The following is a 24,163-nucleotide window of genomic DNA, read 5'->3' as shown; positions in this document are numbered from 1 at the left end:
TAAACCTGTTCTGCGCATGAATTTGCGCCGCTTGATCGTGCTCGTGGCCTTTACCAGCGCCCTGGTGTCCCTGGCCAATACCTTCTATGCCAGCTACAGCGTGCAGCGCCAGCTGCTGATCGATACCACCCTGGAAGCGAACCACGCCTACGCCAGCAAGCTGGCCAGCACGGCCGAGGACTTCCTGCAATCGGCGCGCCAGCAACTGGCCTACAGCGCTAGCGGGCTGCCTTCGCGCATGGGCGACGAGCAATGGCTGACGGACGAGGCGCAACGCCTGCGCCTGCAAACGAACAGTTTCAATTCCGTGCTCATCGTCGATGCCCAGGGCAAGGTGCTGGGCGTGTCGCCGGAAACCCTGGCCCTGAAAAACCGCACGCTCGATTCGGCCGGCGCGATCCAGGCGCTGCGCGAGCGGCGCCCGCTGGTGACGCAGCCGTATGTGTCGTCGGCCGGCAACCTGGTCGTGTTCATTTCGCATCCCATCCTGGGCAAGGATGGCCGCTACCTGGGCTACGTGGGCGGCAGCATTTACCTGAAACAGAAAAACATCCTGTACACCATGCTGGGCCAGCATTACTACCGCGACGGCTCCTACCTGTACGTGGTCGACCAGAACCGGCGCCTGCTGTACCACCCGGACCCCGACCGCCTGGGCGACGTGGCCGGCAGCAATGACGTCATCGACGCCATCATCGCCCAGCAGGGCGGCGGCAACCGGCGCATGAACAACAGCCTGGGCGTGGACATGCTGGCCGGCTACGCCATCATGCCGTCGACGGGCTGGGGCATCGTGGCGCAGCGCCCGACGGCCATGACCCTGGCCCCGCTGAACCAGCTGATGGCCAACACGGTATGGCATTCCCTGCCCATCGCCTTGCTGAGCCTGCCATTCATCTGGTGGCTGGCCAGCCTGATTTCGCGCCCCCTGGTGCAGCTGGCCGAAGGCGCGCGGCGCATGGATGCGCCCGGAACGGCCGAGCACATCGCCGCCATCCGCTCGTGGTATGTGGAGGCGGCGCAAATCAAGAAAGCCCTGCTGAAAGGCTTGGCATTGTTGCAGAACAAGATCGGCAAGTTGAAGACCGACGTGCAGACGGACCCGCTGACGGGCCTGTCGAACCGGCGCGGCATGGCGGCGGCGCTGGAAGGGTGGCAGGCGCAGGCGCGGCCGTTTTCCGTCATCGCCATCGACATCGACCATTTCAAGCAAGTCAACGACCGCTGGGGCCATGCCGTGGGCGACGAAGTCATCCTGCGACTGGCGCAGCTGATGCGCGCCTGTTCGCGCGATGCCGACGTGCTGTGCCGCAATGGCGGCGATGAATTCATCATGCTGCTGCCCGATGCCGACCTCGACGTGGCCATGCAGGTGGCCGAGCGCTTGCGCGCCAAGGTGGCCGCCGCCGTGATTCCCGGTGCGGGCCTGGTCACGATATCGCTGGGCGTCGTGTCGTCGGAACAGGAAGCGGGCAGCACGGACGCCGTGCTGCGCGCCGCCGATGCGGCCCTCTACGTGGCCAAGGAAAACGGCCGCAATTGCGTGGGCATCACGGAGCCCGCCTGACGCGCTTTTCCGTTGGACCGGCTTGACCTTGTCATTCGGTAAACGTCAAACTGATCCTATGTTTTCTCCCGTTTCTGAGTCTGTTATGTTTTACCCGGAAAGCCTAGAGTGGAGGCCTGGGTAAAACAGACGTCACACGTCGGGAAGGCAACACATGTTAGGGCTTACGGCACTGGAACTGGCGCGCGTCCAGTTCGGCTTCACCATCTCGTTCCACATCATTTTTCCTGCAATCACGATCGGCCTGGCCAGTTACCTGACGGTGCTGGAAGCGGCGTGGCTGCGCACGCAGGACGGCGTGTACCGCGACCTGTACCATTTCTGGTCGAAGATTTTCGCCGTCAACTTCGGCATGGGCGTCGTTTCCGGCCTCGTCATGGCGTACCAGTTCGGCACCAACTGGAGTTTCTTTTCCGATTACGCGGGCAGCATCACGGGGCCGCTGCTGGCCTATGAAGTGCTGACGGCCTTCTTCCTGGAAGCGGGCTTCCTCGGCGTGATGCTGTTCGGCTGGCACCGCGTGGGGCCCGGTCTGCACATGTTCGCCACGGCCATGGTGGCGCTGGGTACCCTGATCTCGGCCACGTGGATCATCGCCTCGAACAGCTGGATGCAGACGCCGCAGGGCCATGAAATCATCGACGGGCGCGTCGTGCCCGTGGACTGGCTGGCCGTCATCTTCAATCCCTCGTTCCCGTACCGGCTGCTGCACATGAGCGTGGCCGCCTTCCTCGCCACGGCCTTGCTGGTGGTGGCGTCGGCCGCCTGGCATTTGCTACGCGGCAATGACAATGTGGCCATCCGCAAGATGATGACCATGGGCTTGTCCATGCTGCTGGTCGTCGCGCCCATCCAGGCCGTCATCGGCGACGTGCACGGCTTGAATACCCTCGAGCACCAGCCGGCCAAGCTGGCCGCCATGGAAGGCCACTGGGAAAACACGGGCAACGAAGGCACGCCGCTGATCCTGTTCGGCTGGCCCGACATGGCGCGCGAAGAAACCCTGTACAAGGTGGAAATCCCCCGTTTGGGCGGCCTGATCCTCGCACACGACTGGAATGGCACGATTCCCGCCCTGAAGGAATTTGCGCCGCGCGACCGGCCCCCTTCCGCCGTCGTGTTCTGGTCGTTCCGCCTGATGGCGGGGCTGGGCATGCTGATGATCGCGCTGGGCATCTGGAGCGCATGGTTGCGCTGGCGCAATACCTTGTGGCGCTCGCGCCTGTTCCTGCGCTGCGCCCTGTGGATGGGACCGAGCGGACTGGTGGCCATGCTGGCCGGCTGGTACACGACGGAAATCGGCCGCCAGCCGTGGACCGTGTACGGCTTGCTGCGCACGGAAGACGCCGTCTCGGCCCACGGCGCCACGCAGCTGGGCATCACTTTGCTGTTGTTCATCGTCATCTATTTTGCCGTGTTCGGCACGGGCATCGGCTACCTGCTGCGCCTGATCCGGGTGGGGCCGCAGCCGCAGGAAGGGGAGAGCGTCGAGCATGGCGGCCCCGGCCAGGAACGCACGCCTGCACGGCCGATCTCGGCCGCGCATCTGGAAGAGCAAGCGCAAGGAGGACATTCGCATGGGCATTGATCTGCCACTACTGTGGGCCATTATTATCTTGTTCAGCATCATGATGTACGTGGTGATGGACGGTTTCGACCTGGGCATCGGCATCCTGTATCCGTTTTTCCAGGACAAGAGCGAGCGCGACGTGATGATGAATACGGTGGCGCCCGTCTGGGATGGCAATGAAACCTGGCTGGTGCTGGGCGGCGCCGGCATGCTGGCGGCCTTTCCGCTCGCGTATTCCGTCGTGCTCAGCGCCTGCTATCTGCCGCTCAGCTTCATGCTGATGGGCCTGATCTTCCGCGGCGTGGCCTTCGAATTCCGCTTCAAGGCGCGCGAGCACGAGCGCCACGTGTGGGACAAGGCCTTCATCGCCGGCTCGGTGGCGGCCGCCTTCTTCCAGGGCGTGACCCTGGGCGCCTACATCCAGGGCATGCCGGTGGTCAACCGCAGCTATGCGGGCGGCGCGCTGGACTGGCTCACGCCGTTTTCCCTGTTCACGGGCGCCGGGCTGGTGGCGGCGTATGCCTTGCTGGGCAGCACCTGGCTGATCATGAAGACGCAGGGCGGCCTGCAGGCGCGCGCCGTGCGCCTCACGCGCGTGCTCGTGTGGCTGCTGCTGGGCGTGATCGCCGTCATCAGCGTCTGGACGCCGCTGGTCGACCCGGCCATCGCCGCGCGCTGGTTTGCGCTGCCGCAATTGTTCTGCTTCCTGCCCGTGCCGCTGCTGGTGCTGGGCGCGGGCTGGCTGCTGCTGCGCTCCCTGCGGCAGGGGCGGCAGGCGGCGCCGTTCCTGTGCACGCTGGCGCTCGTCTTCCTCGGCTATACGGGCCTGGGCATCAGCGTGTGGCCGCACATCATCCCGCCATCGGTCTCGATCTGGGAAGCGTCGTCGCCGCCGCAAAGCCAGGGCTTTACGCTGGTGGGCGCGCTGTTCATCATTCCCGTGATCCTGATGTATACGGTGTGGTCATATTATGTGTTTCGTGGCAAAGTCCTGCCGGAAGATGGGTATCACTGATGCAAGGACAACAGACATGGTGGAAACGACTGGCCTGGATGGCCGGCCTCTGGCTGGCCAGCGTGGCGACCCTGGGCTTGGCGGCCTGGGCGATGCGCCTGCTGATGCGGGCGGCGGGGATGGGCCGCTGATGGCGGACGGGCAAGCATCCGGCATCCGCTGCGAGGTCGGCGGCCGGCGCCATCCGCTGGCCTTCCTCGGCTGCCGCGGACTCAATTACGGCCAGCACAGCGCGCTGCCGCTGCATCCGTTCCGCCTGAGCGTGCCGGAAACGGCGCTGGCCGGCCTGCTCGACGAGCCGTTCAACAGTTTTCTCCAGACTTGCCGCGAAGACGATTTGCAGTACGAGGAAAGCGACTTGCCCGAGCTGATGCATGCCGGCTATCCCGACATCACGGCCATGCTGGCGGGCCACCGGCCGCTGCTGGCCGGGATGCTGCTCGACTTCATGATCGGCGATGTGATGGATGCGATCGGGCGCGCCAGCGGCTACCGGCCCCTGCACGCGCGCTACTGGGGCGATGTCGAGGCGGCGGACGGCCGCGCGTACTTCACCGTGAATCAAGTGCAGACCGTGTCGTTTGCCGATGGCCAGGTCATCTTCGAAGGGCAGGGCTACTACGGCGTGTACGTAATCTGGCTGACGCATGGGCAGCGAGCGTGAATAGGGACTTGACCTTCCTCATGTGGGAAGGTTTATAGTGGTGTCATGAACCGTGCCTTTTCCCGCTTTCTCGCCCGCTCGCTGCTCTGGCTGCTGGCCGTCACGCTGCCCATGCAGGGCTTTGCGTCGGCCATGCGCAGCTGCTGCGTGGACGAGCTGGCGGCGGTGGTCACGGTCGCCGTCGAGGCAATGTCTACGCCCCAGTGCCACAGTATGGCCGACATGGCCGACATGCTGGTGGCGGACCAGCCGATGAAAATGGTCATGGACGATGGCGGCGCCATGCACCATGGCCACGATTGCAGCAACCATGGCGCTTGCACCGTGGGCGCCGCGGCGCCGCCCGGCATGCCGCCCCTGCATGCCTTGACCCTGCGCGCGCCGCCCCCGGCGCTGGCGCCCGATTCCCTGTTCGCCGGGCATATCCCGTCCGGTCCCGAACGTCCCCCGAGAAGCACGCGCTCCGCCTGACCGCCCGTTGAACCTGGCGGTGCCGCCGTCGCACGTCCCTGCAGCTTGTATCGTGCACCGTGTTCCGGCCGCGCCAGCGTTCCAGTCGCGCGCCCGCCGCGCCATACCCTGCTCTTCAAGGAATACCATGAAATACCTGTTCAGCTTTGCGCTGGCTGTGCTGCCGCTGGCCGCCGCAGCGCAGTCCCAGCCCGCCCCGCAAGAGGCGCAAGCCTCCGTGCCGGCCACCACTTACCGCTCCGCCTTCGCAGGCTACCGTCCCGCCGCCGAGGATGACGCCACGCCCGACCAGGCCTGGCGCGCCGTCAACGACAAGGTCGGCAAGGCTGGCGGCCACATGGGCATGATGAAGATGGGCGGCCACAAGATGGAAGGCCATGCCATGAAGGGCCACACGATGCCGATGGATAAGCCCAGCCCCAAGCCCGATGCCCAGCCGGCCCCGCAACTTCAGCACGAAGGACACTGACATGCCACGTTTCACCAAATCAACTTGCCTCACGCCGCTGGCGCTGGCGGCCGTCCTGCTGCTCAGCGGCTGCGCCAGCTTCAGCGCCGATGGCGGCATGCAGGCCGTGTCCGCGCTGGCCGACGCCCGCACGGGCGCACCCGAGGCGCTGGCCGACAAGGGCGGCGGGGAAAAACTGGCGACCTTGCTGGCCCAGCCCCTGGACGCCGACAGCGCCGTGCGCATCGCCCTGATGAACAACCACGGCATGAAAGTGGCGCTGGCCGAACTGGGCGCGTCCGAGGCGGACCTGGTGCAGGCGGGGCGCTTGCGCAATCCCGGCCTGTCGTTCGGCCGCTCGCATGGCAGTCACGGCAATGAAATCGATCGCGGCGTCAGCTTCGACCTGGCCGGCTTGCTGACCATGCCGATGCGCGTGAACATCGAACGGGGCCGTTTCGAGCAAGCCAAGCTGCAAGCGGCCGGCAGCGCCGTGCAACTGGCGTCGGATACGCGCCGCGCCTACTTCAACGCCGTGGCTGCCGTGCAGACGGAACAGTTCATGCAGCGGGCGCTGCTGTCGGCCGAGGCGGGCGCCGAACTGGCCACGCGCTTGCAGCAGGCGGGCAACTGGAGCCGCCTCGACCAGGCGCGCCAGCAAGTGTTTTACGCGGACGCCGTCGGCGACCTGGCCCGCGCGCGCCACCAGGCCACGGCCACTCGCGAGCATCTGACGCGCTTGCTGGGCCTGTGGGGCAAGCAGACGACGTTCACCTTGCCGTCGCGCTTGCCCGATTTGCCGGCCAAGCCAGCCGAGGCGGGCAATATCGAGGCGCAAGCCATGGAGCAGCGCCTCGACGTGCAGATGAGTAAACTCGACGCGCACGCCACGGCCAGCGCGCTGGGCCTGTCCAAGGTGACGGGTTTCATCAACGTGCTCGACGTGGGCTACACCAACAAGAGCACGAGCGAGGCGCCGCGCGAAAACGGCTACGAAGTGTCGCTGGAGCTGCCCCTGTTCGACTGGGGTTCGGCGCGCAATGCGAAGGCGCAAGCCATGTATGAGCAGTCGCTGCAGCGCACGGCGGGCACGGCCGTACGGGCCCGCTCGGAAGTGCGCGAGGCGTATTCCAGCTACCGCACGGCCTACGACCTGGCGCGCCACTACCGCGATGAAGTCGTGCCGCTGCGCAAGACGATTTCGCATGAAGTATTGCTGCGTTACAACGGCATGCTGGCCAGCGTCTTCGAACTGCTGGCCGATGCGCGCGAGCAAGTTGCCAGCGTCAACGGCGCCATCGACACCCAGCGCGATTTCTGGATTGCGCAAACTGAATTGCAAGGCGCCATCAATGGCAGCGGCCCTGCCAACAAGGAATAATGATGATTACACGTAGAAACTTTTTCATGAATGCGGGCGCGGTCGCCCTGAGTGCGGCAGCGGTGAGCCGCGTGGGCGCGGCATCGTTGCCGGAAGCCGTCAGCATGGCCGGCGCGGAGACGAAGGCGCCGCCACCGCCGCCGAACGGACGGCCGTACAACCCCGTCATCACCCTGAATGGCTGGTCCTTGCCTTGGCGCATGAACAACAACGTCAAGGAATTCCACCTCGTGGCCGAACCCGTCGTGCGCGAACTGGCGCCCGGCATGATGGCCAATCTATGGGGCTACAACGGCCAGTCGCCCGGCCCCACCATCGAAGTGGTGGAGGGCGACCGCGTGCGCATCTTCGTCACCAACAAGTTGCCGGAACACACGAGCGTGCACTGGCATGGCCAGCGCTTGCCCAACGGCATGGACGGCGTCACGGGCCTGACCCAGCCGGGCATTCCTCCCGGCAAGACCTTCGTCTATGAATTCGTCGCCAAGCGGCCCGGCACCTTCATGTACCACCCGCACGCGGATGAAATGACGCAGATGGCCATGGGCATGATGGGTTTCTGGGTGACGCATCCGAAAGACCCGAACTTCATGAAGGTGGACCGCGATTTCGTCTTCTTGCTGAGCAACTACGACATCGACCCCGGCAGCTACACGCCGAAGATCATGACCATGACGGATTTCAATCTGTTCACGTTCAATAGCCGCGTCTTCCCCGGCATCGACCCGATGGTCGTGCGCCAGGGCGACAAGGTGCGCGTGCGCGTGGGCAATCTGACCATGACGAACCACCCGATCCACATGCATGGCCATGAATTCGAGGTGACGGGCACGGATGGCGGCTGGACGCGCCCCGAATCGCGCTGGCCCGAAGTGACGACGGACGTGGCCGTGGGCCAGATGCGCGCCGTCGAGTTTACTGCCACGGACCTCGGCGACTGGGCTTTCCACTGCCACAAGTCGCACCACACGATGAATGCCATGGGGCACGACGTGCCCACCATGATCGGCGTCGACCACCAGGGCGTGGCGGCGAAGATCAATCAATTGGTGCCCGGCTACATGGTGATGGGCGAGCGGGGCATGGCCGACATGGGCGAGATGCAGATGCCGATCCCCGACAATACCTTGCCGATGATGGCGGGCGACGGCCCCTTCGGCGCCATCGGCATGGGCGGCATGTTTACCACGGTCAAGGTGCGCAAGGATCAAAAAACCGGCGATTACCGCGATCCGGGCTGGTACAAGCACCCGGCCGGCAGCGTGGCCTATGAATGGACGGGCGCCTTGCCGGAACCCGTGCGCGGCCAAGGCACGGGCAAGCTGCCGGCCAAGGGCAGCGTCGAGATGACGGTGCGCAAGCCGGCCAGCCATAGCGGACATTAATTGTCGGCATTTCCGAGATGACAGCGAACGGCTTGCCTAGCATGGCAAGCCGTTTTGCATGTTGCTATAAATCAAGGAATTGTTGTTTGGTGACAATCCGAGCATTTTTTTCCGTGTTTTTTCTTTATATTCAAGCCAGTACGCTCCAGTTGCATCGAGTATCGGCCAGTCTATGGGAGAAATCATGTTGAACCGGATGAAGGTGGGAACGCGCTTGCTGGCGGCATTCTTTTGCGTCGCGCTGATGGGGGCCATCGTGGCCGGCATCGGCATCTTCAACATGGGCAAGATCGATACCATGGCGGGGCAGATGTACAACCATGAACTGTTGGGCTTGTCGTACATCAAGGAAGCCAACATCGCCTTGATCAAGGTGGGCCGCGCGCGCAGCAATTTCTTGCTGGCCACGACCGCCGAGGAGCGCGCCACGCGCCAGGCCGATATCGCCAAATTCCTCGAGTTGAATAAAAGCTATTTGGCCAAGGCGGAACCGCTGTTCGTCACGCCGGCCGCCAAGGAACTGTTTGCCCGCTTCGCCGCCGTCGAAGCGGAATATATCGCCACCATGCAGCAGGCGCTGACCCTGGCCGCGGCCGAGCCGCTGGCCCAGCGCAGCGCGCAACTGACCGAGCTGCTCAACAAGACGCGCCAGCATGCCGATGAACTCGACGGCGTGCTGGACAAGCTGTCGCAGCAGAAGGAAGAGCGCGCCAAGGCTGCTTCCGAGCAGGCGTCCGGCGTGTATCAGGCCAGCCGCAGCTTCATGATCGCGCTGGTGCTGGGCAGCGTGGCGGCAGGCCTGGCGCTGGGGGCGCTGATCACGCGCGGACTGACGCGCCAGCTCGGTGGCGAACCGGCGTATGCCGTCAAGATCGCCGGCGCCATCGCCGAGGGCGACCTCACCGTCGATATCCGCACGGCCAGCCACGACAGCGCCAGCCTGCTGTTTGCCATGAAAACCATGCGCGACAAGCTGGTGGGCATCGTCAGCCAGGTGCGCTCGGGCACGGACACCATCAACACGGCCTCGGGCGAAATTGCCCAGGGTAACCTCGACTTGTCGTCCCGCACGGAAGAGCAGGCCAGTTCGCTGGAAGAAACGGCGTCGTCGATGGAAGAGCTGACGTCGGCCGTGCGGCAGAATGCGGACAATGCGCGCCAGGCCAATGCGCTGGCCGGCGCCGCGTCCGACGTGGCGGGCAAGGGCGGCGCCGTGGTGGGGCAGGTGGTGCAGACGATGGAATCGATCAATGCTTCGTCGCGCAAGATCGTCGACATCATCAGCGTCATCGACAGCATCGCCTTCCAGACGAACATCCTGGCCTTGAACGCGGCCGTGGAAGCGGCCAGGGCGGGCGAGGAGGGGCGGGGATTTGCCGTCGTCGCATCCGAAGTGCGCAACCTGGCGCAACGCTCGGCCAGTGCCGCCAAGGAAATCAAGATTCTGATCGGCGACTCCGTCGAGCAGGTGGAAATCGGCTCCAGACTCGTGCATGACGCGGGCAAGACGATGGATGAAGTGGTCACCAGCGTGCGCCAGGTGGCCGACATCATGCAGGAAATCACGGCCGCCAGCGCCGAGCAAAGCGCCGGCATCGAGCAAGTCAACCAGGCCGTGCTGCAGATGGATCAGGTGACGCAGCAAAACGCGGCCCTGGTGGAAGAGGCGGCGGCCGCCGCCGAATCGCTGCAGGACCAGGCGCAAACCCTGACGGAACTGGTGGGCGTGTTCCGCCTGCATGCCCAGGCGCAACAGATGGCCGTGCCGGCGTCCAGCAATGTCACGCCGCTGCGCCGGCCGGTGCCGGCCGCCAGGCAGGGCGTGCGGCGCCTGGCCTGAAATGGGGCGGGTCCGGGCGCAATCGGCGCGGCAGTGGTAGGCTGTCGTTATTGCGCGTTTGCCACTTCCGGGTTTCCCATGCCGTCTTCTTCCCTGCCGCTGTTGTGTTTCTCCGTGTTATTGCTCTCCCTGCCGCCGCTGGCGCAGGCGCAGGAGGGCGATCCCGTGCTGCCGTACCGGCCTTCCGTGGCCAGTCCCGCCCAGCTGCCTGTGCCGGGCCAGCTGGAATTCGAGGCGGGCGGCCTGCTGTCGAAAACGGACGACACGCGCCGCGCCAGCCTGCCGTACACGTTCAAACTGGCGTTCAGCCCGGAATGGGGCGTATTGCTCGAAGGCGAGGGCTTCGTGCGCGCGCGCGACGACACGGGGCGCCGCGAAACGGGCGTGGGCGACACGACGGTCGTGCTCAAGCGCGCCTTTTTGCTCGACAGCGCCACGGCGCTGGGCCTGGAACTGGGCTGGAAGTTGCCCACGGCCAAGGACAGCATCGGCAGCGGCAAGAGCGACGTGTCGCTGAACGGCATTTTCAGCCGCGACCTGGGCGCCGTGCACATGGACGCCAACCTGAACGCCACGCGTCTGGGGGCATCCGACCCGCATACCGGCAGGGTGCAAACGGGCTGGGCGACCTCCTTTTCCACGCCCGTCAGCGAGCGCTGGGGCGCCACGGCGGAAGTGTCGGGCACGCGCTTGCGCGGCGCGCCGGCAACGGCGCAGCTCTTGCTGGCCGCCACCTACAGTCCCACGCCGCGGCTGGCCATCGATATCGGCATGGCGCGCGGCTTGACGGCGGCGTCGCCGGACTGGTCGCTGTTCAGCGGCGTGGTCGTGCCTTTAGGCAAGCTGTGGTGAGATTGCCACGGCAATCCTTATGTGTCCTTGCGAACAAACAGTTGGTTGCACAAGGTCTACAATTGCGGCATAACTGATAAAAGGAGTGTCCCCATGAAAACCCTGATTCTTGCCGCCGTCTTGCTGTCGGCCGCTACCGCTGCCGTCGCCCAGGTGGGCGTCTCCGTCACCGTCGGCCAGCCGGGCTTTTACGGACGCATCGACATAGGCGACTATCCCGCGCCGCAATTGATCTATGCCCAGCCCGTCATCGTGCAGCGCCCGCAATACTATTCGGCGCCCCCCATCTATTTGCGCGTGCCGCCCGGCCATGCGAAACACTGGTCCAAGCACTGCCGCAAGTATAATGCCTGTAACCAAGAGGTATATTTCGTCCAAGATAGTTGGTATAACAACCAATATGTGCCCCGTTACCGCCAGCAGCATGGCGACCATGGCCGTCCCGACTACCGGGACCATGACCGTGATCGTGGCCATTACGACAAGCATGATGACAAGCGCGATAAACATGAAGGCAAGCGCGACAAGCATGATGACAAGCCAGGCAAGGGCCATGGCAATGGCAATGGCAACGGCAATGGCAATGGCAACGGGCACAGGGATTAACAAGCAGGAGGATCTTTGCATAGTAAAATCGTTATCGTAGGGGGAGGTGCAGGCGGCCTGGAGCTGGCCTGCAAACTCAGCCGCAAGCTCGGCGCCGGCCAGGTCACCCTGGTCGACAGCCGCCTGTACCATATCTGGAAACCGTCGCTGCATGAAGTGGCGGCCGGCACCCTGGACATTCATCAAGAGGGCCTGTCGTATCAGATGTTGGCGCATGACAATGGTTTTACCTATGTCTATGGCCCCCTGATCGCACTCGACGCCGCGTCGAACAGCCTTACCGTGGGCGCCATCGCCACGGACAAGGATGAGCAACTCTTGCCGCAGCGCACTGTCAGCTACGACCAGCTGGTGCTGGCCGTGGGCAGCACCTCGAATTACTTCGGCGTGCCCGGCGCCCAGGAAAACACGATTTCCCTGAATGCCACGGAAGACGCCGAACGTTTCCGGCTGACCCTGCTGAAACTGCTGGCCATGGCCGAACAGCGCCAGGGCGACGCGGGCCATCCCGGCGTCGACATCGTCATCATCGGCGGCGGCGCCACGGGCGTGGAACTGGCGGCCGAATTGCGCGAAGCGAGCGGCGTGTATGCCGCGTATGGTTTCCAGAATCTCAACGCCATCAAGGATGTGCGCATCACCCTGCTCGAAGGGGCGCCGCGCATCCTGGCGCCGCTGCCCGAGCGCGTTTCCATCGCCGCTTCGAAATTGCTGCACCAGCACGGCATCACCGTGGTGACCGATACGCGCGTCACCACCATCGAAGCCGACAAGGTGACGGTGGCCAGCGGCACCAGCTATGCGGCCGACATCTGCGTGTGGGCCGCCGGCATCCGCGCGCCGGAATTCCTGTCTACCCTGGGCTTGCCGACCAACCGCGCCGGCCAGCTGGAAGTGACGGGCATGCTCAACGTGCAGGGCCATGCGAATATCTTTGCGCTGGGCGACTGCGCCGCCTGCATGGGGCCGGACGGCAAGCTGGTGCCGCCGCGCGCCCAGGCTGCCCACCAGCAAGCCGATTACCTGCTGAAAACGTTCCTGCTGCAAGCGAAGGGCAAGCCGCCGCAAACCAAGCCGTATGAATACCTGGACTACGGTTCGCTCGTGTCCTTCGGCCGCACCACCTCGGTTGGCACCCTGATGGGTTCGCTGAAGGGCCTGAGCTGGTTCGTCGAAGGATTTGTTGCGCGCATGATGTATGTGAGCCTGCACCTGATGCATCACAATGCCGTGCTGGGCAGCGTGCGCACGGCCGTCATGGCCATGGGCCGCTTCCTGATCAAGCGCAGCACGCCGCAAGTCAAGCTGCACTGATCGCGCTGTAGTAAACGGTTTGCGCCGGATCAAACAAGGGGCCTTGCGGCCCCTTTTTTATTTGCCGCGCGCGGCAGGCGCCGCTTCGCAACGGCCCCGCGTCATGGGAAAGTCGATGGTGGTGAATTTGCCCTTCAAGGTGCCGACGATGCTGGCATGCAGGATGCGCTCGCTGTCGCGGCGGTAGATGATGCGGCTCGGAAAATCGTTATCCAGGTTGGCGAAGATGAATTCATTCGGCTTGTCCTGGCGCAGCAGGTTGAAGATCACGGGCGGCTGTCCCGACGGCTGCACGATGTAGGCCAGTTGTCCCGGTTCCGTGAGGCGGATCTGCACGAATTCAAAGGCCGTCGTCTTGCCGCCCTTGACGGTGCGGCTGGTGCCGAGGATGGTGCCGCCGGCGGCCGCGCTCCATTGTTCGCCGGAACCGGGTTCGGCACCGTCGACGTTCCAGCAGCCGGCCAGCCAGGCCAGCTTGTCCACGGTTTCCGGCGGCGGCACGGTATTGTCGGCGGCCTGGGCGGCGCCCATGGCCAGCAGCGCTGCCAGCAAGGTCGTTGCGAGTCGTTGCATGCCATCTCCTGTCGTTGCGATGTTAGCGGTCACTGGGGCACGCCGGCGGCGCGCCTGCCCAGTGTAGCCGATGCTGGGCTGCACACGGCAAACACTTTATACTCGGGAAAGATGCCGACCGTCACCACCATCACGCCAAGGACAATCATGCACGATACTTCCACGCAGCCGCGCGGCGCCGTAAGGCCGGGCCAGTTCGACGACCGCTACCTCAGCCTGAAAAGCCTTGGCCTGGACCCGGAGCAGCTCGATTTTTACCAGCTGCTGCTGGCCTGCAGGGCGAAGGGGGACGCCGGGGAAAGCCTGCGGCAGGTCGTGCGTTTCCGCACGGATGGCTATGGCAAGTCCCGCTTCATCAGCGGCCTGGACGCGTTGCCGGCGCCGCTGGCCACGTTTCCCCTGTGGCGTGCCGAGCTTGACGGCTGGCCCGGCGAACTGGCGCGCGAGGACTTGCTGGCGCGGGCCAGTGCAGCGCTGGAGCAGCCGGCCGGCGTCTTTCTCGCCTCGGCCGGCTGGCGCACGGCATTGCCCGACATTTGGCAAACCCTGCTGGTGCTGGGATGGCGGCAGGCGGGTTCCCCGGCCGATGCCGCCCTGGCGGCCCAATTGACGGATGTGTTGCGTGTTGGACATTTCTTGCAGGTGCTGGAAGGCGATCGCGCCAGCCTGGCCGGGCATGGCGCGCGCCGCGATGTGCTGGGGGCGCAACTGCTGTTGCCGGAAGAGGGCATGCCGCTGCCCCGTTGAGGCGGGCAGGGCGCCCGCTGCGGGAAATTATTCTTTTGGCGTAATGCGCGGCAAGACGACGGTCAGGGCCGTGCCGCCTTGCGGATTGGCCGTCAGGCTCAGGGTGCCGCCCAGGTAATGCACGCGCTCGCGCACGGAGCGCAGGCCGTGCTTGCTCATTTCGACGGGCTCGTTGGCCGGCAAGCCGCTGCCGTTATCCTTGACCGTCATCATCAGCGCCTCGTCATTGTCGTCGATGATGATGTCCACCTGCGTGGCGTGGGCGTGCGCGGCGATGTTGCCGAGCGCTTCTTCCAGGGTACGCAGCAGGGCCACGCCCACGTTGCGCGGGCAAATCAATTCATCTTCGGGCAGGCTGCAGCGCACGGTGATCTTGTGCTGTTCGGCAAATTGCGCGGCCAGCTCACCGAGCGCGACATTTACGCCGAGAAACTCGAGCTTGTCGTTCCACAGCTTCATCTGCATCTGGCGGTTGGTCTCGATCACATTCAGCAGCAATTGCTTCATCGTTGCCGCGCGGTCGAGCAAGGCGGCTTCCTGCGGCATCTTTTGCGTCAGCAGCGACAGGTGCATGGTGAGCGCCGTCAGCGAGGAACCGAGGCTGTCGTGCAGCTGGCGCGACAGGGCGCGCCGTTCATTGTCCCAGCTGGTGTTGACATGGCCGAGCAGTTCGCTGAGGTCGGCGGCGCGTTCCGCATCGGCCTGGGACGCTTCCTTGTTCGGATCTGTTTGTGCGGACATAGCGCCCCGTGAATGGTGAAAGGTGAGGACCAAATTCAAGTTGTGGATCATACATGAGGATTTCATCGCGGGGCGCATGGATGAAAAATTTCTGTCTTTTCGGCAATTTTAATCTCCTTCCATCATTTTTATGTGATAGGCAATATTATCGTTTGCGCCAGCGGGCACCGTTCCCGTCGTTACGTACGGCTGCGCACATACCGGGGCGCGGCACGCTGCCATAGTGGGGCTGTGCCTCCCCCATGCAGCACTGGCCCGCTTACCGAAACGAAAGGACATGCCATGAATATCGATACCATCGTCGACAAGGAATACCTCGACAAAAGCTTCCGCGACATCGTCAACGCGCCCATCAGCGCCCTGCGCGGCGTCAGCGCAAAAGACGCCAAGGCCTTGCAGCAGGCGTTTGGCGTGACCACCGTGCGCGAATTGTCCAACCTCAACTTCGTCAAATGGGCCAGCGCGCTGGCCATCCTGGCCGATGAAGAGGGCATGAGCGGCGAAGAGCGGGCCAAGGAAGAATTGCTCGACGACGCCGTGGAAATGACCTTCCCCGCCAGCGACCCGATCTCCGTCGATGCGGGCATCACGCGCATCGAAGTGTCGCCCGACACCGTCAATGCGCAAACGGACCACCAGCATGCGGGCCAGCATGAAGTGACGGCTGGCAAGAAATAAAGCCTGCAGGACATGAAAAAACCGGCTGGCCGCAAGGCTTGCCGGTTTTTTTTACGCGCCGCACGGCGTCACGGTCAGGCGATCGATGGAATGCTGCTTTTCTGCATGTTGACCTGCGCCGCGATCACCTCGTGCGGCGTGCAGCAAAAGCGGTTCTTGCCGGCGCGCTTGGCTTCATACAGGGCCGTGTCCGCCGCGCCGAGCAGGGATTCGACGGTGCTGGCGTCGTCCGGGTAGATGGCGATGCCGATGCTGGTCGACAGGCGCAGGGTCAGGTCGTTGATGAAATACGGCTCGGAAATGACTTCGATCAGCTTGGCGGCCGGTTCGCGCGCGTCGCCCTTGCCGGCCAGGTTGCCCAGCACGATGACGAATTCATCGCCGCCGATGCGCGCCACCGTGTCTTCCTTGCGCGACGCGCCCACCAGGCGGGCCGCCACCATTTTCAGGATCTCGTCGCCATAGCCGTGGCCGTAACTGTCGTTGATGGCCTTGAAACCGTCCAGGTCCAGGTACAGGATGGCCGACTTGCCGCGGTTGCGGGCCGATTGCTGCAGCGTATGCTCGATGCGGTCTTCCAGCAGGCGCCGGTTCGGCAAGCCCGTCAGCGGATCGTGCAGCGCCAGTTCCTGCTGCTGCTTGCTGTATTGCGCCAGTTCCTTGTACAGCAGGCGCACTTCCAGCATGTTGTGGATGCGCTTGTGCACTTCCATCAGGTCGAAGGGCTTGCTGATGAAGTCGCGCGCGCCCGCTTCCAGGGCGGCGATCTTGAAACTCGGTTGCGCCGTGAGGGCCAGCACGGGCAGGTAGCCGCCATGTTCGATTTCTTTCAAGCCTTTCATGACCTGGAAACCATTGAGTTCCGGCATTTGCAGGTCGAGCAAGATCAGGTCGTAGCAATGCTCCTGGTGCAGGGGGCAAACCTGTGCCGGACGCATGGTGGCCGTGACGTTGGTATAGCCGGCATCGCGCAGGATTTCCAGCATCAGGTCGACATTGTCGGGTGAATCGTCGACGACCAAAATTTTGGCTTTCAAAATCTCATCTTGGCTGGGCATGTAAGGTCTCGGTTATACGGTCTATGCAACGCTGGCTTCTACCGCAGATGATGGGCTGACGGCGGTGGAAAAGATAGTAGCGCCTTGCAACAAGATAGGGCGCACAACTGCGCATGAACTCGCTTCTGCCGTTCTCCCCGGCCAAGGTCGCCGCTTCCAGCCTGCCGTGCAGGTGTGCTTCTGCATTTCAGTGTAGCAAACTTCAGCTTAGTTGCTTGTAGGACAGTGCCGCGTCTGAAAGTAGGAAGGCTGACCCATGAAAATAGTCATTTTGTACTGCACTATTTATTTCTTTGCATCATCTTTTTAAGATGGTGTTTTGCGCTCCCGTCCCGGGCGCGCAGCGGCCAGCTGCGCCACGGCCGCCACCAGTCCGGCCGGGTCGAGCGGCTTCGAGATCCAGGCCTGGAAGCCGCTGTCGAGCGCCCGCTGGCGATCTTGCGGTTGCGCAAACGCCGTCAGCGCCAGCGCGGGCAGCCGGGCCAACTCCGGGGCGGCGTGCGCGCGCACTTGCGCCAGCAAGTCGAAACCGTCGGCGTAGGGCATGCCGATGTCGCTGACCAGCACATCCGGGCGCACCTGCTCCAGCAATTGCAGCGCTTGCGCCACGCCGCCGGCGCCGTGCACTTCGGCATTGTTGTCGCGCAAGATGCGTTCCGTCAGTTCGCGTGCGTCGGCGTCGTCATCGACCAGCAGCACCTTGACGCCGCGCAAGTCATGGCTGGAGGGCGGGGCGCTGCCCGCCTGGCGCGCGGCGGCCGGCGTGCCCAGCGGCAGGCGCACGGTAAAGCTGGCGCCCTGCATGTCGCCGGCGCTGCTGACGGTGACCGTGCCGCCATGCTGCTCCACCAGATGCTTGACGATCGCCAGTCCCAGCCCCAGGCCGCCGTGCCGGCGCGTGGTGGAGGCATCGGCCTGGCGGAAGCGGTCGAACACGTGCGGCAGGAAATCCTTCTTGATGCCGACGCCGTTGTCGGCCACCGTGATGGACAGGCGCGACGCCTCGCGGCGCACGCCGATATCGACCCGCCCCCCTTGCGGCGTGAACTTCAGGGCATTCGACAGCAGGTTCCAGATCACTTGCTGGATACGGCTGGGGTCGCCCGTGATGGTGCCCGCATCGCTGGCGATGTTGCAGTGGATGGCGATGTGCTTGGCGTCGGCCGCCGGGCGCAGGGTTTCGATGGCCGAGGCGATGATGCTGGCGGGCGCCAGGGTTTGCAGGTCGAGCAATACCTTGTCGGAGGTGATGCGGCTCATGTCGAGCAAGTCCTCGATCAGCTGCGCCTGCGCGCGCGCATTGCGTTCGATGCTTTGCAGGCCGCGGTGCAGGTCGGCCTGGTCGCGCGTGCCGCGCCGCAGCACCTGGGCCCAGCCGAGGATGGCCGACAGGGGCGTGCGCAGCTCATGCGACAGGGTGGCGAGAAAATCGTCTTTCAGCTGGTTCGTGCGCTCGGCTTCGGCGCGCGCCTCGCGTTCGCTGTCGAGCAGTACCTTGCGCTCTTCGGCGGCCCGCGTGGCGGCCGCGTACAGGCGCGTATTGTCGAGCGCGACGGCGGCCTGGGCCGCGATGGCCGAGACGATGCGTTCGCTGCGCGCGCTGAACATGCCCGCCTGCGGATGACCGAGCAGCAAGCGCCCCAGCAACAGGCCCGAGCGGGAGCTGACGGGCAGGCTCAGGCAGCTGCGCAGCGGCGGCGCGCCATCGGCGCTGGCATCGGGCGCGGCCAGCAAGTCGTTCTGGCGCATGGCCGGCCCCTGGCGCAGTTCGGTGGCGATGGCATCGGCCTGGCGCATGCTGATGCCGTTGACGGCGCGCGCCGAGGGCAGGGGCGCGGCGCTGTCGGGAATCTCGCCCGCATCGTCATAATAGAAGGCGCCGAAGCGCGCGCCGCTGATGCGCGTGGCTGCATCGACGGTTTCCTGCAGCAGGGCGGGCAAGTCGAGGGTGCTGGCCAGGGCCGCCCCTGTATTGTTGAGCAATTCGAGCACGCGCGTTTCATCGCGCAAGGCTTCCTGCGCGCGCTTGACCTGGTCGACGTCGGTGCTCGTGCCAAACCAGCGCAGCAGCTGGCCGCCCCGGTCGCGCACGGGATTGGCGCGCGTCAGGAACCAGCGGTACTGGCCGTCGGCGCCGCGGATGGGAAATTCCATTTCGAAGGGCGTGCCGTCGCGCAAGGCGGCCTTCCACGCGTGCAGCATGGGTGGCAAATGCTGTGCGTGATAGGCGATGCTCCAGCCGTCGCCCGCCATCTGTTCGGCGCTGGTGCCCGTGTAGTCGTGCCAGCGCTGGTTGTACCAGGCAATGGTGCCGTCGAAGCTGGCGATCCAGGCCAGTTGCGGGATGGAATTGGCCAGCGCGCGCAAGTCTTCCTCGCTGTGGCGCAAGCTTTCCTCGGCCGCCTTGCGCTGGCTGATGTCCTGGATGTACGTGGTCAAGCCATCGCTGGAAGGGAAGATGCGCACTTCCAGCCAGCGCCCCAGCGGCCGGTACAGCAGTTCGAAGCTGCAGCTGTGCTGCTGCGCCATGGCGCGCCGGTATTGCACTTCCAGCTCCGTCCCCTGCAGGGCGGGACAGGCTTGCCACAGGCTGCTGCCCGCCAGGCTGGCGCCGGGCGGACGCTGCGGTGCGAGCATGTCGGCGCCGCGCGTATTGATATAGCGGATGGTCCAGTCGCGGTCGAGCAGGCAAAAGCCATCGGTGATGCTTTCCATTAAGTTTGCCAGGCGCTCGCCGGAGAGGCTCAGCGGCGCTGATGGGGGCAGCAGATCTTGCGTGCGGTCAGGCTTGGCCATCGGAAATCCTGCAACAGTGAGTCTGCCGCACGGGCTCTTGCCCCGCCGGGCCGCCGCCGCTAAGCTCAGTTAAATGGGTCATGATGGTCAATGCCCGCGCCATGAATGAGGGGAGGCACAAGCGCCCCTGTCTGGCTGGTATTGTAGCCCCAAGCGGCGCAGCGCCACCGCACGCTTGCGCGTTGCCTGCAGATAGCACTGGACAGGCTGGAAAGCAGTCCCTATAATCCCGCTTCTTTCGAGACAGCAACTTCTCGATTCGCTGGAAGCTCCTGTGAAAGCAGAAGTGTCCATCGATAAAAAGGCGTCAGCTTTTTAGCAGTGAAAAGGTAGTCGATCATGCGGGGCGGTATTCTGCAAAATCAGCTAAGCGATTGAAAAATCGAACTTTTCAAAGCGAAATGAATACGCTATAATGTTTGCCTGCGCGGCTGTAGCTCAGCTGGATAGAGTACTTGGCTACGAACCAAGGGGTCGTGGGTTCAATTCCTGCCAGCCGCACCAGAATACTGAAAATCAGACTTTGCCTGGTTTTGTTGTAACAAGTTTCACCTCCATGTCGTTCGTGGAATGTTGTAGAAGTTTTGCGGCTGTAGCTCAGCTGGATAGAGTACTTGGCTACGAACCAAGGGGTCGTGGGTTCAATTCCTGCCAGCCGCACCAGTATTGCCAGTATCGGGTTTCCCGTGCTGATGAAAGTTTCAAGCTTCGCGCCGTCCGGCGAAGTGTGTCAGAGTTTGCGGCTGTAGCTCAGCTGGATAGAGTACTTGGCTACGAACCAAGGGGTCGTGGGTTCAATTCCTGCCAGCCGCACCAGTATTTGCAGTAAAGGAAAACCCGGAAAGTTCGCTTTCCGGGTTTTTTTTCGTCCGGCGCAACTGCAGCGGGCCGCCGACGGCGCGGCCTGCCGCAGTTGCGCCAATATCCCATCAATTCGGATACGGCTGGCCCGAGGACGCCTGGTTGCCCAGGACGATGGTGGTCACCCACAGCCCGCCATTCGTCACGGGGCCGGTGAACTTGAACAGCGAGCCGCCCGATTGCGCCGGGTCCGCCACATTCGACGCCAGGCTATTCAATCCCGAGGTCGTGAAGGTGCATGCGGTTTCTTGCCCAACAGCATTTTGTTCCGCGTTCAGCACGGGCGTGGCGCCATTGAACAGGTACAGGCCGCAATTGTCCATTTTCGATCCGTAGGTGGCGGACTGCGTGTAATTGAAGGTCACCGCGCCATCGAGCAGGGTGGCGGCCGGGATGGACGACAGTTTCGCCGGCGTGATGCTGGTGATCGTGGCGAACAGGCTGGCCTGGTTTGCCCGGGCAAACGCTTTCGACAGGGGCACCGCATTGATCTGGAACGGGAAGGCGCTGACGGGGCCGTTCGCTGTTTTCAGGGTCCAGACATACACCTTGCCCGGCGCCACTTTCGTCTCGTCGATGCAGGCCGTGCCGGCGCCCAGGCCCGGCGTGCCGGCGGGCAAGCTGGCCAGGTCCTGGCAGCTCTGGATCGCTTCCGCGTTATTGTAGAAAGCGCTGGCAGCGCCATTGCTGTCGGCAATCCGCATGTGGGTGTAGCCCGTGGCTGGCAGGATCAGCTGCAATTTGCTGCCGGCCGTGCCCGGTGTCTGGAAGTCGCCGAATGTCGTCAGGCCCGGTCCCCGCACGTCGATCTTGTTGATGGCCGGATTGTCCTGCAGCACGGTGTCGAGCTCGACGTGCGCGGCCCATTCGCGCGCAAAGGTGGCCGCGCCCGCACCGTCGAGGCTGCGCTGGATGCGCGCATTCATGTGCATGTCCAGGTGGCCGCTGCCGGCCAGCTTCCAGCCGCCGGCACAGGCGCTGGTATCGCTCGTCTTGACCAGCTTCCAGTTGAGCATGCCCGCATCTGTTCCTATGCGCAACTGTACCCATGCGCTGCTCGGCTTGCCTGCGGTGAAGCCGATGGCTGTCGCCCCGGCGCCCAGGCGATTGTTGATGAAGTCGGCGACGCGCGATGTCGAGGTGCTGCTCGACGACGTCAGCGTGGCGATTTCATCCGTGCTCAACGGTTGCATGTTGACGCTGGCCAAGCCCAGCGCTTCGATGGTCAGCCCGGCATGAGCGGCCTGGTCGGTGCTGGTCAGGGCCGACACGATTTCCGCCTGGCCCACACCCGTCCCCATATTGAAGGCGCTGTCGATGAACGGCGACACGGCCGCCGTCGACGGCGCGACGAAGCCCGTCTTCGGATACAGGGCGCTGAGCGAGGCCATGCAGGCGCGGATTTCCGGCAAGACGCTGGCCGCGGCGTTCGCCTTGAGCAAGTCGGCATCCGATGGCGGCGTCGCTGCGGGGATGGTGGCGGCGCCGCCGGCGGCGGCAGGCAAGGTCACGCTGCCCAGCGTGCTGTTGGTGGCAATCAGGGTGACCGTCGCCATGGCGCCTTGCGCTTCCGCGGGCGCGACGAGAATCTGGTCCAGCACGGCATCCATCCCCGTGCCGTTGGCAACAAAGGCGCCCGTCAGCGGATTGGTGTTGCTGGCGTTAATCGGTTTGATCATGGCGACGACTGCGGCGATGGCCGCATCGAGCCGTTGCTGGGTCGCGGCACTGGCCAGCGCCGCGGTGCAGGCGGCCGGGACGGCATTGGCAACGGGCGCGCAAACGCTTGCCAGGGTGGCGCCGCCGGGCTGACCCGACGCCGTGGAAACGATCAGGTCGGTCAGCGGCGTGATATTGACGGTTTGTCCCGCTGTCGTGGCGATGGAATTCATGGTCACTTGCTTGCCGCCGGCCGTGCCGGTGATGCTGAGGAGAAAGGGCGCCGTCATGCCGCCCACGTCGAGCGTGTATGCCCCGCCGGCGCCGGTACTGACCGCCACGGATACTTTGCCCTTGCTATCGATGGCAATCACGCTGCCCGCGACGGGCGCGCCGACGGCGGCGGTGCCGCTGAGCGTCGTGGCTGGCGGCGGTACAACGGGCACGACGGGAGGGATGGGTGCAACGGGGGCGACCGGGTCGGCGGGGGTGCTGCTGCCGCCGCCGCACGCGGCCAGCATGAGGGCGGCCGCGCAGGCGGCAGCCAGAGGCAATAATTTGTGCAAGTTCTTCTTCATGGTATCCCCTTAGTATTTTTATTAAAATTACTGCTAGTAAACATTCTCAAAGTTTTCCATGAATTGCAATTTATTTTTCTTGGATGTATTAATAATGCGCAACAAGTAACAAAGCTGTCGGTTTCGCGCCGCAGTCTGGAAAGAAATGTGATGAAATGAGCAAGAGTGCGGCGTGCGTGTGCCGCCGCAAGACAGGAGTGGCCGCCAATTGTGAAATATCGCCGCCACGGCTTTGCCATTCTGCAAAGCCCTGCTATAATCTTGTCTTAGGCGGCTGTAGCTCAGCTGGATAGAGTACTTGGCTACGAACCAAGGGGTCGTGGGTTCAATTCCTGCCAGCCGCACCAGAATATCGGGGGTCAGATTGTAAAATCTGATCCCCTTTTTCGTTTCCGAATGGATTTATGCTGCGCCTGTGGCGCCGCGCCGGTATTGCTGGCGAAACGCGCGCGGCGTCACCTGCCTGGCGGCGCGGAACTGGCGGTTGAAATGCGCGAGGTTGCGGTAGCCCGCCTCTTGCGCGATGACGGCGATGGCCAGATTGCTTTCGATCAGCTGTTGGCAGGCGCGGCCGATGCGCAGCCGCGCCAGGTACTCGCCGGGCGTGCAATGCGCGTGGCGCTTGAAACAGCGGTGGAAGGCGCCCAGCGACAGGGCCGCCCGCTGCGCCAGCGTTTCCAGTGCAATCTCTTCCCGGAAATGCGCGTGCATGAAGTCAAACACGATTTCCATGCGCTTTTGCTGGCCATCGGCATGCACCGGCGCCAGCGCTTCCGAGGCCAGCGGCTGCGCACCGCCATCGCCAGCCAGGTCCAGCAGCACGTCGAGCAGCAGCGGCAGGCGCTGCGGTACGGGCAGCGCATTCAATTGCAGTAGTTTCTCTGCGCTGCGCGCGCTCGTTGCCGGCGAAAAATGCAGGGCGGGGCCGGCGCGGCGCGCCAGTTGCCGCACGCCGTGCAACTCCGGAAAACAGGCCGCCAGCTGTTCCACCCATTCCAGCGAAAACCACACGACGACGGCCAGCATCGGCTGCGTGCCGTCGATGCGCTCGCTGGCCGACCAGGTGTGCGGCAAATTCGGTCCCAGCAGCACCAGGTCGCCCGGTTCGAAGTCGCCCAGGTGGTCGCCGATATAGCGTTGTCCCCGCGCATTGACCGTCAGGGTCAGCTCGAATTGCGGGTGGTAATGCCAGAGGAAGGGAATCGCATCGAGTTCGCGCCACAGCAAGCCCCAGGAGTGGCCCGTCGGAATCGTGACTTGTTCAAATAAAGGCGTCATTGTGACGTTTTAAGGAGGGTGGTGGTCAGGATAGTATCAGTTTTGGTTGCTGCGCACGCATTTTACGCGGCACTGCCGGAG

The 24,163-nt window shown here is 64.1% G+C and carries 21 protein-coding genes and 4 tRNA genes; 19 read left to right on the top strand and 6 right to left on the bottom strand.

The features are described from left to right. Positions 1-16 precede the first annotated feature (16 nt). The 13 genes from O3300_RS07390 to O3300_RS07330 all read left to right on the top strand — a co-directional run bounded on the left by O3300_RS07390 (position 17) and on the right by O3300_RS07330 (position 13,113). Positions 17-1,567 (top strand): sensor domain-containing diguanylate cyclase, encoded by a 1,551-nt coding sequence (locus O3300_RS07390; protein ID WP_305052591.1) that lies wholly within the window; start codon positions 17-19, stop codon positions 1,565-1,567. Positions 1,568-1,721: 154 nt separating this feature from the next. Further along, positions 1,722-3,155: a cytochrome ubiquinol oxidase subunit I gene (locus O3300_RS07385; protein WP_305052590.1), complete on the top strand. Its 1,434-nt coding sequence runs from the start codon at positions 1,722-1,724 to the stop codon at positions 3,153-3,155. After that, entirely contained in the window at positions 3,145-4,152 is a 1,008-nt protein-coding gene (gene cydB / locus O3300_RS07380; protein WP_099667344.1) for a cytochrome d ubiquinol oxidase subunit II, read from the top strand. Before O3300_RS07385 ends, cydB begins: the two co-directional genes overlap by 11 nt. Further along, entirely contained in the window at positions 4,152-4,283 is a 132-nt protein-coding gene (locus tag O3300_RS07375; protein ID WP_305052589.1) for a DUF2474 domain-containing protein, read from the top strand. The genes cydB and O3300_RS07375 overlap by 1 nt, the downstream gene beginning before the upstream one ends. Beyond that, on the top strand, positions 4,283-4,816 hold the full coding sequence (locus O3300_RS07370; protein ID WP_305052588.1) for a hypothetical protein: 534 nt from the start codon (positions 4,283-4,285) through the stop codon (positions 4,814-4,816). Before O3300_RS07375 ends, O3300_RS07370 begins: the two co-directional genes overlap by 1 nt. Positions 4,817-4,861: 45 nt before the next feature. Next, complete coding sequence (locus O3300_RS07365; protein ID WP_305052587.1) at positions 4,862-5,287, top strand: hypothetical protein; 426 nt, start codon at positions 4,862-4,864, stop codon at positions 5,285-5,287. A 127-nt stretch (positions 5,288-5,414) separates the two neighbouring features. Beyond that, the gene (locus O3300_RS07360) at positions 5,415-5,756 is read left to right on the top strand and encodes a hypothetical protein (RefSeq protein ID WP_305052586.1); all 342 of its coding nucleotides are present in this window, start codon (positions 5,415-5,417) and stop codon (positions 5,754-5,756) included. Position 5,757: 1 nt separating this feature from the next. After that, the gene (locus tag O3300_RS07355; protein ID WP_305052585.1) at positions 5,758-7,116 is read left to right on the top strand and encodes a TolC family protein; all 1,359 of its coding nucleotides are present in this window, start codon (positions 5,758-5,760) and stop codon (positions 7,114-7,116) included. A gap of 2 nt (positions 7,117-7,118) precedes the next feature. Further along, positions 7,119-8,501, top strand: coding sequence for a multicopper oxidase family protein (locus O3300_RS07350; protein WP_305052584.1), 1,383 nt, complete (start codon positions 7,119-7,121; stop codon positions 8,499-8,501). A gap of 184 nt (positions 8,502-8,685) precedes the next feature. Beyond that, the gene (locus O3300_RS07345) at positions 8,686-10,341 is read left to right on the top strand and encodes a methyl-accepting chemotaxis protein (RefSeq protein WP_305052583.1); all 1,656 of its coding nucleotides are present in this window, start codon (positions 8,686-8,688) and stop codon (positions 10,339-10,341) included. Positions 10,342-10,419: 78 nt separating this feature from the next. Next, the gene (locus O3300_RS07340) at positions 10,420-11,193 is read left to right on the top strand and encodes a transporter (protein ID WP_305052582.1); all 774 of its coding nucleotides are present in this window, start codon (positions 10,420-10,422) and stop codon (positions 11,191-11,193) included. Between the two features lie 93 nt (positions 11,194-11,286). Continuing rightward, the gene (locus O3300_RS07335; protein WP_305052581.1) at positions 11,287-11,799 is read left to right on the top strand and encodes a hypothetical protein; all 513 of its coding nucleotides are present in this window, start codon (positions 11,287-11,289) and stop codon (positions 11,797-11,799) included. A 15-nt stretch (positions 11,800-11,814) separates the two neighbouring features. Next, positions 11,815-13,113 carry an NAD(P)/FAD-dependent oxidoreductase gene (locus O3300_RS07330; protein WP_251348150.1) on the top strand — a complete coding sequence of 433 codons (1,299 nt, stop codon included), beginning with the start codon at positions 11,815-11,817 and terminating at the stop codon, positions 13,111-13,113. Between the two features lie 57 nt (positions 13,114-13,170). Here O3300_RS07330 and O3300_RS07325 read toward each other — a convergent pair whose 3' ends face one another. Further along, positions 13,171-13,686 carry a DUF6265 family protein gene (locus O3300_RS07325; RefSeq protein WP_305052580.1) on the bottom strand — a complete coding sequence of 172 codons (516 nt, stop codon included), beginning with the start codon at positions 13,684-13,686 and terminating at the stop codon, positions 13,171-13,173. Positions 13,687-13,833: 147 nt separating this feature from the next. On the opposite strand from O3300_RS07325, the gene O3300_RS07320 reads away from it, so the two are divergent. Then, on the top strand, positions 13,834-14,433 hold the full coding sequence (locus O3300_RS07320; RefSeq protein ID WP_305052579.1) for a hypothetical protein: 600 nt from the start codon (positions 13,834-13,836) through the stop codon (positions 14,431-14,433). A 27-nt stretch (positions 14,434-14,460) separates the two neighbouring features. On the opposite strand, the gene O3300_RS07315 is transcribed toward O3300_RS07320, so the two are convergent. Then, the gene (locus O3300_RS07315) at positions 14,461-15,174 is read right to left on the bottom strand and encodes a sensor histidine kinase (RefSeq protein ID WP_099667356.1); all 714 of its coding nucleotides are present in this window, start codon (positions 15,172-15,174) and stop codon (positions 14,461-14,463) included. A gap of 282 nt (positions 15,175-15,456) precedes the next feature. On the opposite strand from O3300_RS07315, the gene O3300_RS07310 reads away from it, so the two are divergent. Continuing rightward, positions 15,457-15,852, top strand: a complete 396-nt coding sequence (locus O3300_RS07310; RefSeq protein WP_077406391.1) for a hypothetical protein — start codon at positions 15,457-15,459, stop codon at positions 15,850-15,852. 74 nt (positions 15,853-15,926) lie between these two features. On the opposite strand, the gene O3300_RS07305 is transcribed toward O3300_RS07310, so the two are convergent. Both O3300_RS07305 and O3300_RS07300 read right to left on the bottom strand, forming a co-directional pair. Then, positions 15,927-16,910, bottom strand: coding sequence for a diguanylate cyclase domain-containing protein (locus tag O3300_RS07305; protein ID WP_305052578.1), 984 nt, complete (start codon positions 16,908-16,910; stop codon positions 15,927-15,929). A 306-nt stretch (positions 16,911-17,216) separates the two neighbouring features. Continuing rightward, positions 17,217-19,706 (bottom strand): ATP-binding protein, encoded by a 2,490-nt coding sequence (locus O3300_RS07300; protein WP_305052577.1) that lies wholly within the window; start codon positions 19,704-19,706, stop codon positions 17,217-17,219. A 427-nt stretch (positions 19,707-20,133) separates the two neighbouring features. Here O3300_RS07300 and O3300_RS07295 point away from each other — a divergent pair. The 3 genes from O3300_RS07295 to O3300_RS07285 all read left to right on the top strand — a co-directional run bounded on the left by O3300_RS07295 (position 20,134) and on the right by O3300_RS07285 (position 20,522). Continuing rightward, positions 20,134-20,210: transfer RNA gene (locus O3300_RS07295), tRNA-Arg, on the top strand. Positions 20,211-20,292: 82 nt separating this feature from the next. After that, positions 20,293-20,369: transfer RNA gene (locus tag O3300_RS07290), tRNA-Arg, on the top strand. Between the two features lie 76 nt (positions 20,370-20,445). Then, positions 20,446-20,522 (top strand) — tRNA-Arg (locus tag O3300_RS07285). 113 nt (positions 20,523-20,635) lie between these two features. On the opposite strand, the gene O3300_RS07280 is transcribed toward O3300_RS07285, so the two are convergent. After that, the gene (locus tag O3300_RS07280) at positions 20,636-22,804 is read right to left on the bottom strand and encodes a hypothetical protein (protein WP_305052576.1); all 2,169 of its coding nucleotides are present in this window, start codon (positions 22,802-22,804) and stop codon (positions 20,636-20,638) included. A 270-nt stretch (positions 22,805-23,074) separates the two neighbouring features. Between O3300_RS07280 and O3300_RS07275 the strand changes: the two genes are divergently transcribed. Further along, positions 23,075-23,151: transfer RNA gene (locus O3300_RS07275), tRNA-Arg, on the top strand. Positions 23,152-23,206: 55 nt separating this feature from the next. Here O3300_RS07275 and O3300_RS07270 read toward each other — a convergent pair. After that, complete coding sequence (locus tag O3300_RS07270) at positions 23,207-24,082, bottom strand: AraC family transcriptional regulator (RefSeq protein WP_305052575.1); 876 nt, start codon at positions 24,080-24,082, stop codon at positions 23,207-23,209. Between the last annotated feature and the right edge of the window lie 81 nt (positions 24,083-24,163).

This window comes from Janthinobacterium sp. SUN206, assembly GCF_030587305.1.
Lineage (GTDB): Bacteria > Pseudomonadota > Gammaproteobacteria > Burkholderiales > Burkholderiaceae_D > Janthinobacterium > Janthinobacterium kumbetense.
Note: the sequence above shows the minus strand (reverse complement) of the source record. Positions and strands in the feature narration are given on the sequence as shown.

Bases quoted from the DNA above. Each gene is read 5' to 3' on its own strand.
- O3300_RS07305 (WP_305052578.1), bottom strand. From the start codon at position 16,910: ATGCCCAGCCAAGATGAGATTTTGAAAGCCAAAATTTTGGTCGTCGAC.
- O3300_RS07385 (WP_305052590.1), top strand. From the start codon at position 1,722: ATGTTAGGGCTTACGGCACTGGAACTGGCGCGCGTCCAGTTCGGCTTC.
- O3300_RS07300 (WP_305052577.1), bottom strand. From the start codon at position 19,706: ATGGCCAAGCCTGACCGCACGCAAGATCTGCTGCCCCCATCAGCGCCG.
- O3300_RS07370 (WP_305052588.1), top strand. From the start codon at position 4,283: ATGGCGGACGGGCAAGCATCCGGCATCCGCTGCGAGGTCGGCGGCCGG.
- O3300_RS07335 (WP_305052581.1), top strand. From the start codon at position 11,287: ATGAAAACCCTGATTCTTGCCGCCGTCTTGCTGTCGGCCGCTACCGCT.
- O3300_RS07390 (WP_305052591.1), top strand. From the start codon at position 17: ATGAATTTGCGCCGCTTGATCGTGCTCGTGGCCTTTACCAGCGCCCTG.
- O3300_RS07345 (WP_305052583.1), top strand. From the start codon at position 8,686: ATGTTGAACCGGATGAAGGTGGGAACGCGCTTGCTGGCGGCATTCTTT.
- O3300_RS07340 (WP_305052582.1), top strand. From the start codon at position 10,420: ATGCCGTCTTCTTCCCTGCCGCTGTTGTGTTTCTCCGTGTTATTGCTC.
- O3300_RS07315 (WP_099667356.1), bottom strand. From the start codon at position 15,174: ATGTCCGCACAAACAGATCCGAACAAGGAAGCGTCCCAGGCCGATGCG.
- O3300_RS07320 (WP_305052579.1), top strand. From the start codon at position 13,834: ATGCACGATACTTCCACGCAGCCGCGCGGCGCCGTAAGGCCGGGCCAG.
- O3300_RS07270 (WP_305052575.1), bottom strand. From the start codon at position 24,082: ATGACGCCTTTATTTGAACAAGTCACGATTCCGACGGGCCACTCCTGG.
- O3300_RS07325 (WP_305052580.1), bottom strand. From the start codon at position 13,686: ATGCAACGACTCGCAACGACCTTGCTGGCAGCGCTGCTGGCCATGGGC.
- O3300_RS07310 (WP_077406391.1), top strand. From the start codon at position 15,457: ATGAATATCGATACCATCGTCGACAAGGAATACCTCGACAAAAGCTTC.
- O3300_RS07375 (WP_305052589.1), top strand. From the start codon at position 4,152: ATGCAAGGACAACAGACATGGTGGAAACGACTGGCCTGGATGGCCGGC.
- O3300_RS07365 (WP_305052587.1), top strand. From the start codon at position 4,862: ATGAACCGTGCCTTTTCCCGCTTTCTCGCCCGCTCGCTGCTCTGGCTG.
- O3300_RS07280 (WP_305052576.1), bottom strand. From the start codon at position 22,804: ATGAAGAAGAACTTGCACAAATTATTGCCTCTGGCTGCCGCCTGCGCG.
- cydB (WP_099667344.1), top strand. From the start codon at position 3,145: ATGGGCATTGATCTGCCACTACTGTGGGCCATTATTATCTTGTTCAGC.
- O3300_RS07360 (WP_305052586.1), top strand. From the start codon at position 5,415: ATGAAATACCTGTTCAGCTTTGCGCTGGCTGTGCTGCCGCTGGCCGCC.
- O3300_RS07355 (WP_305052585.1), top strand. From the start codon at position 5,758: ATGCCACGTTTCACCAAATCAACTTGCCTCACGCCGCTGGCGCTGGCG.
- O3300_RS07350 (WP_305052584.1), top strand. From the start codon at position 7,119: ATGATTACACGTAGAAACTTTTTCATGAATGCGGGCGCGGTCGCCCTG.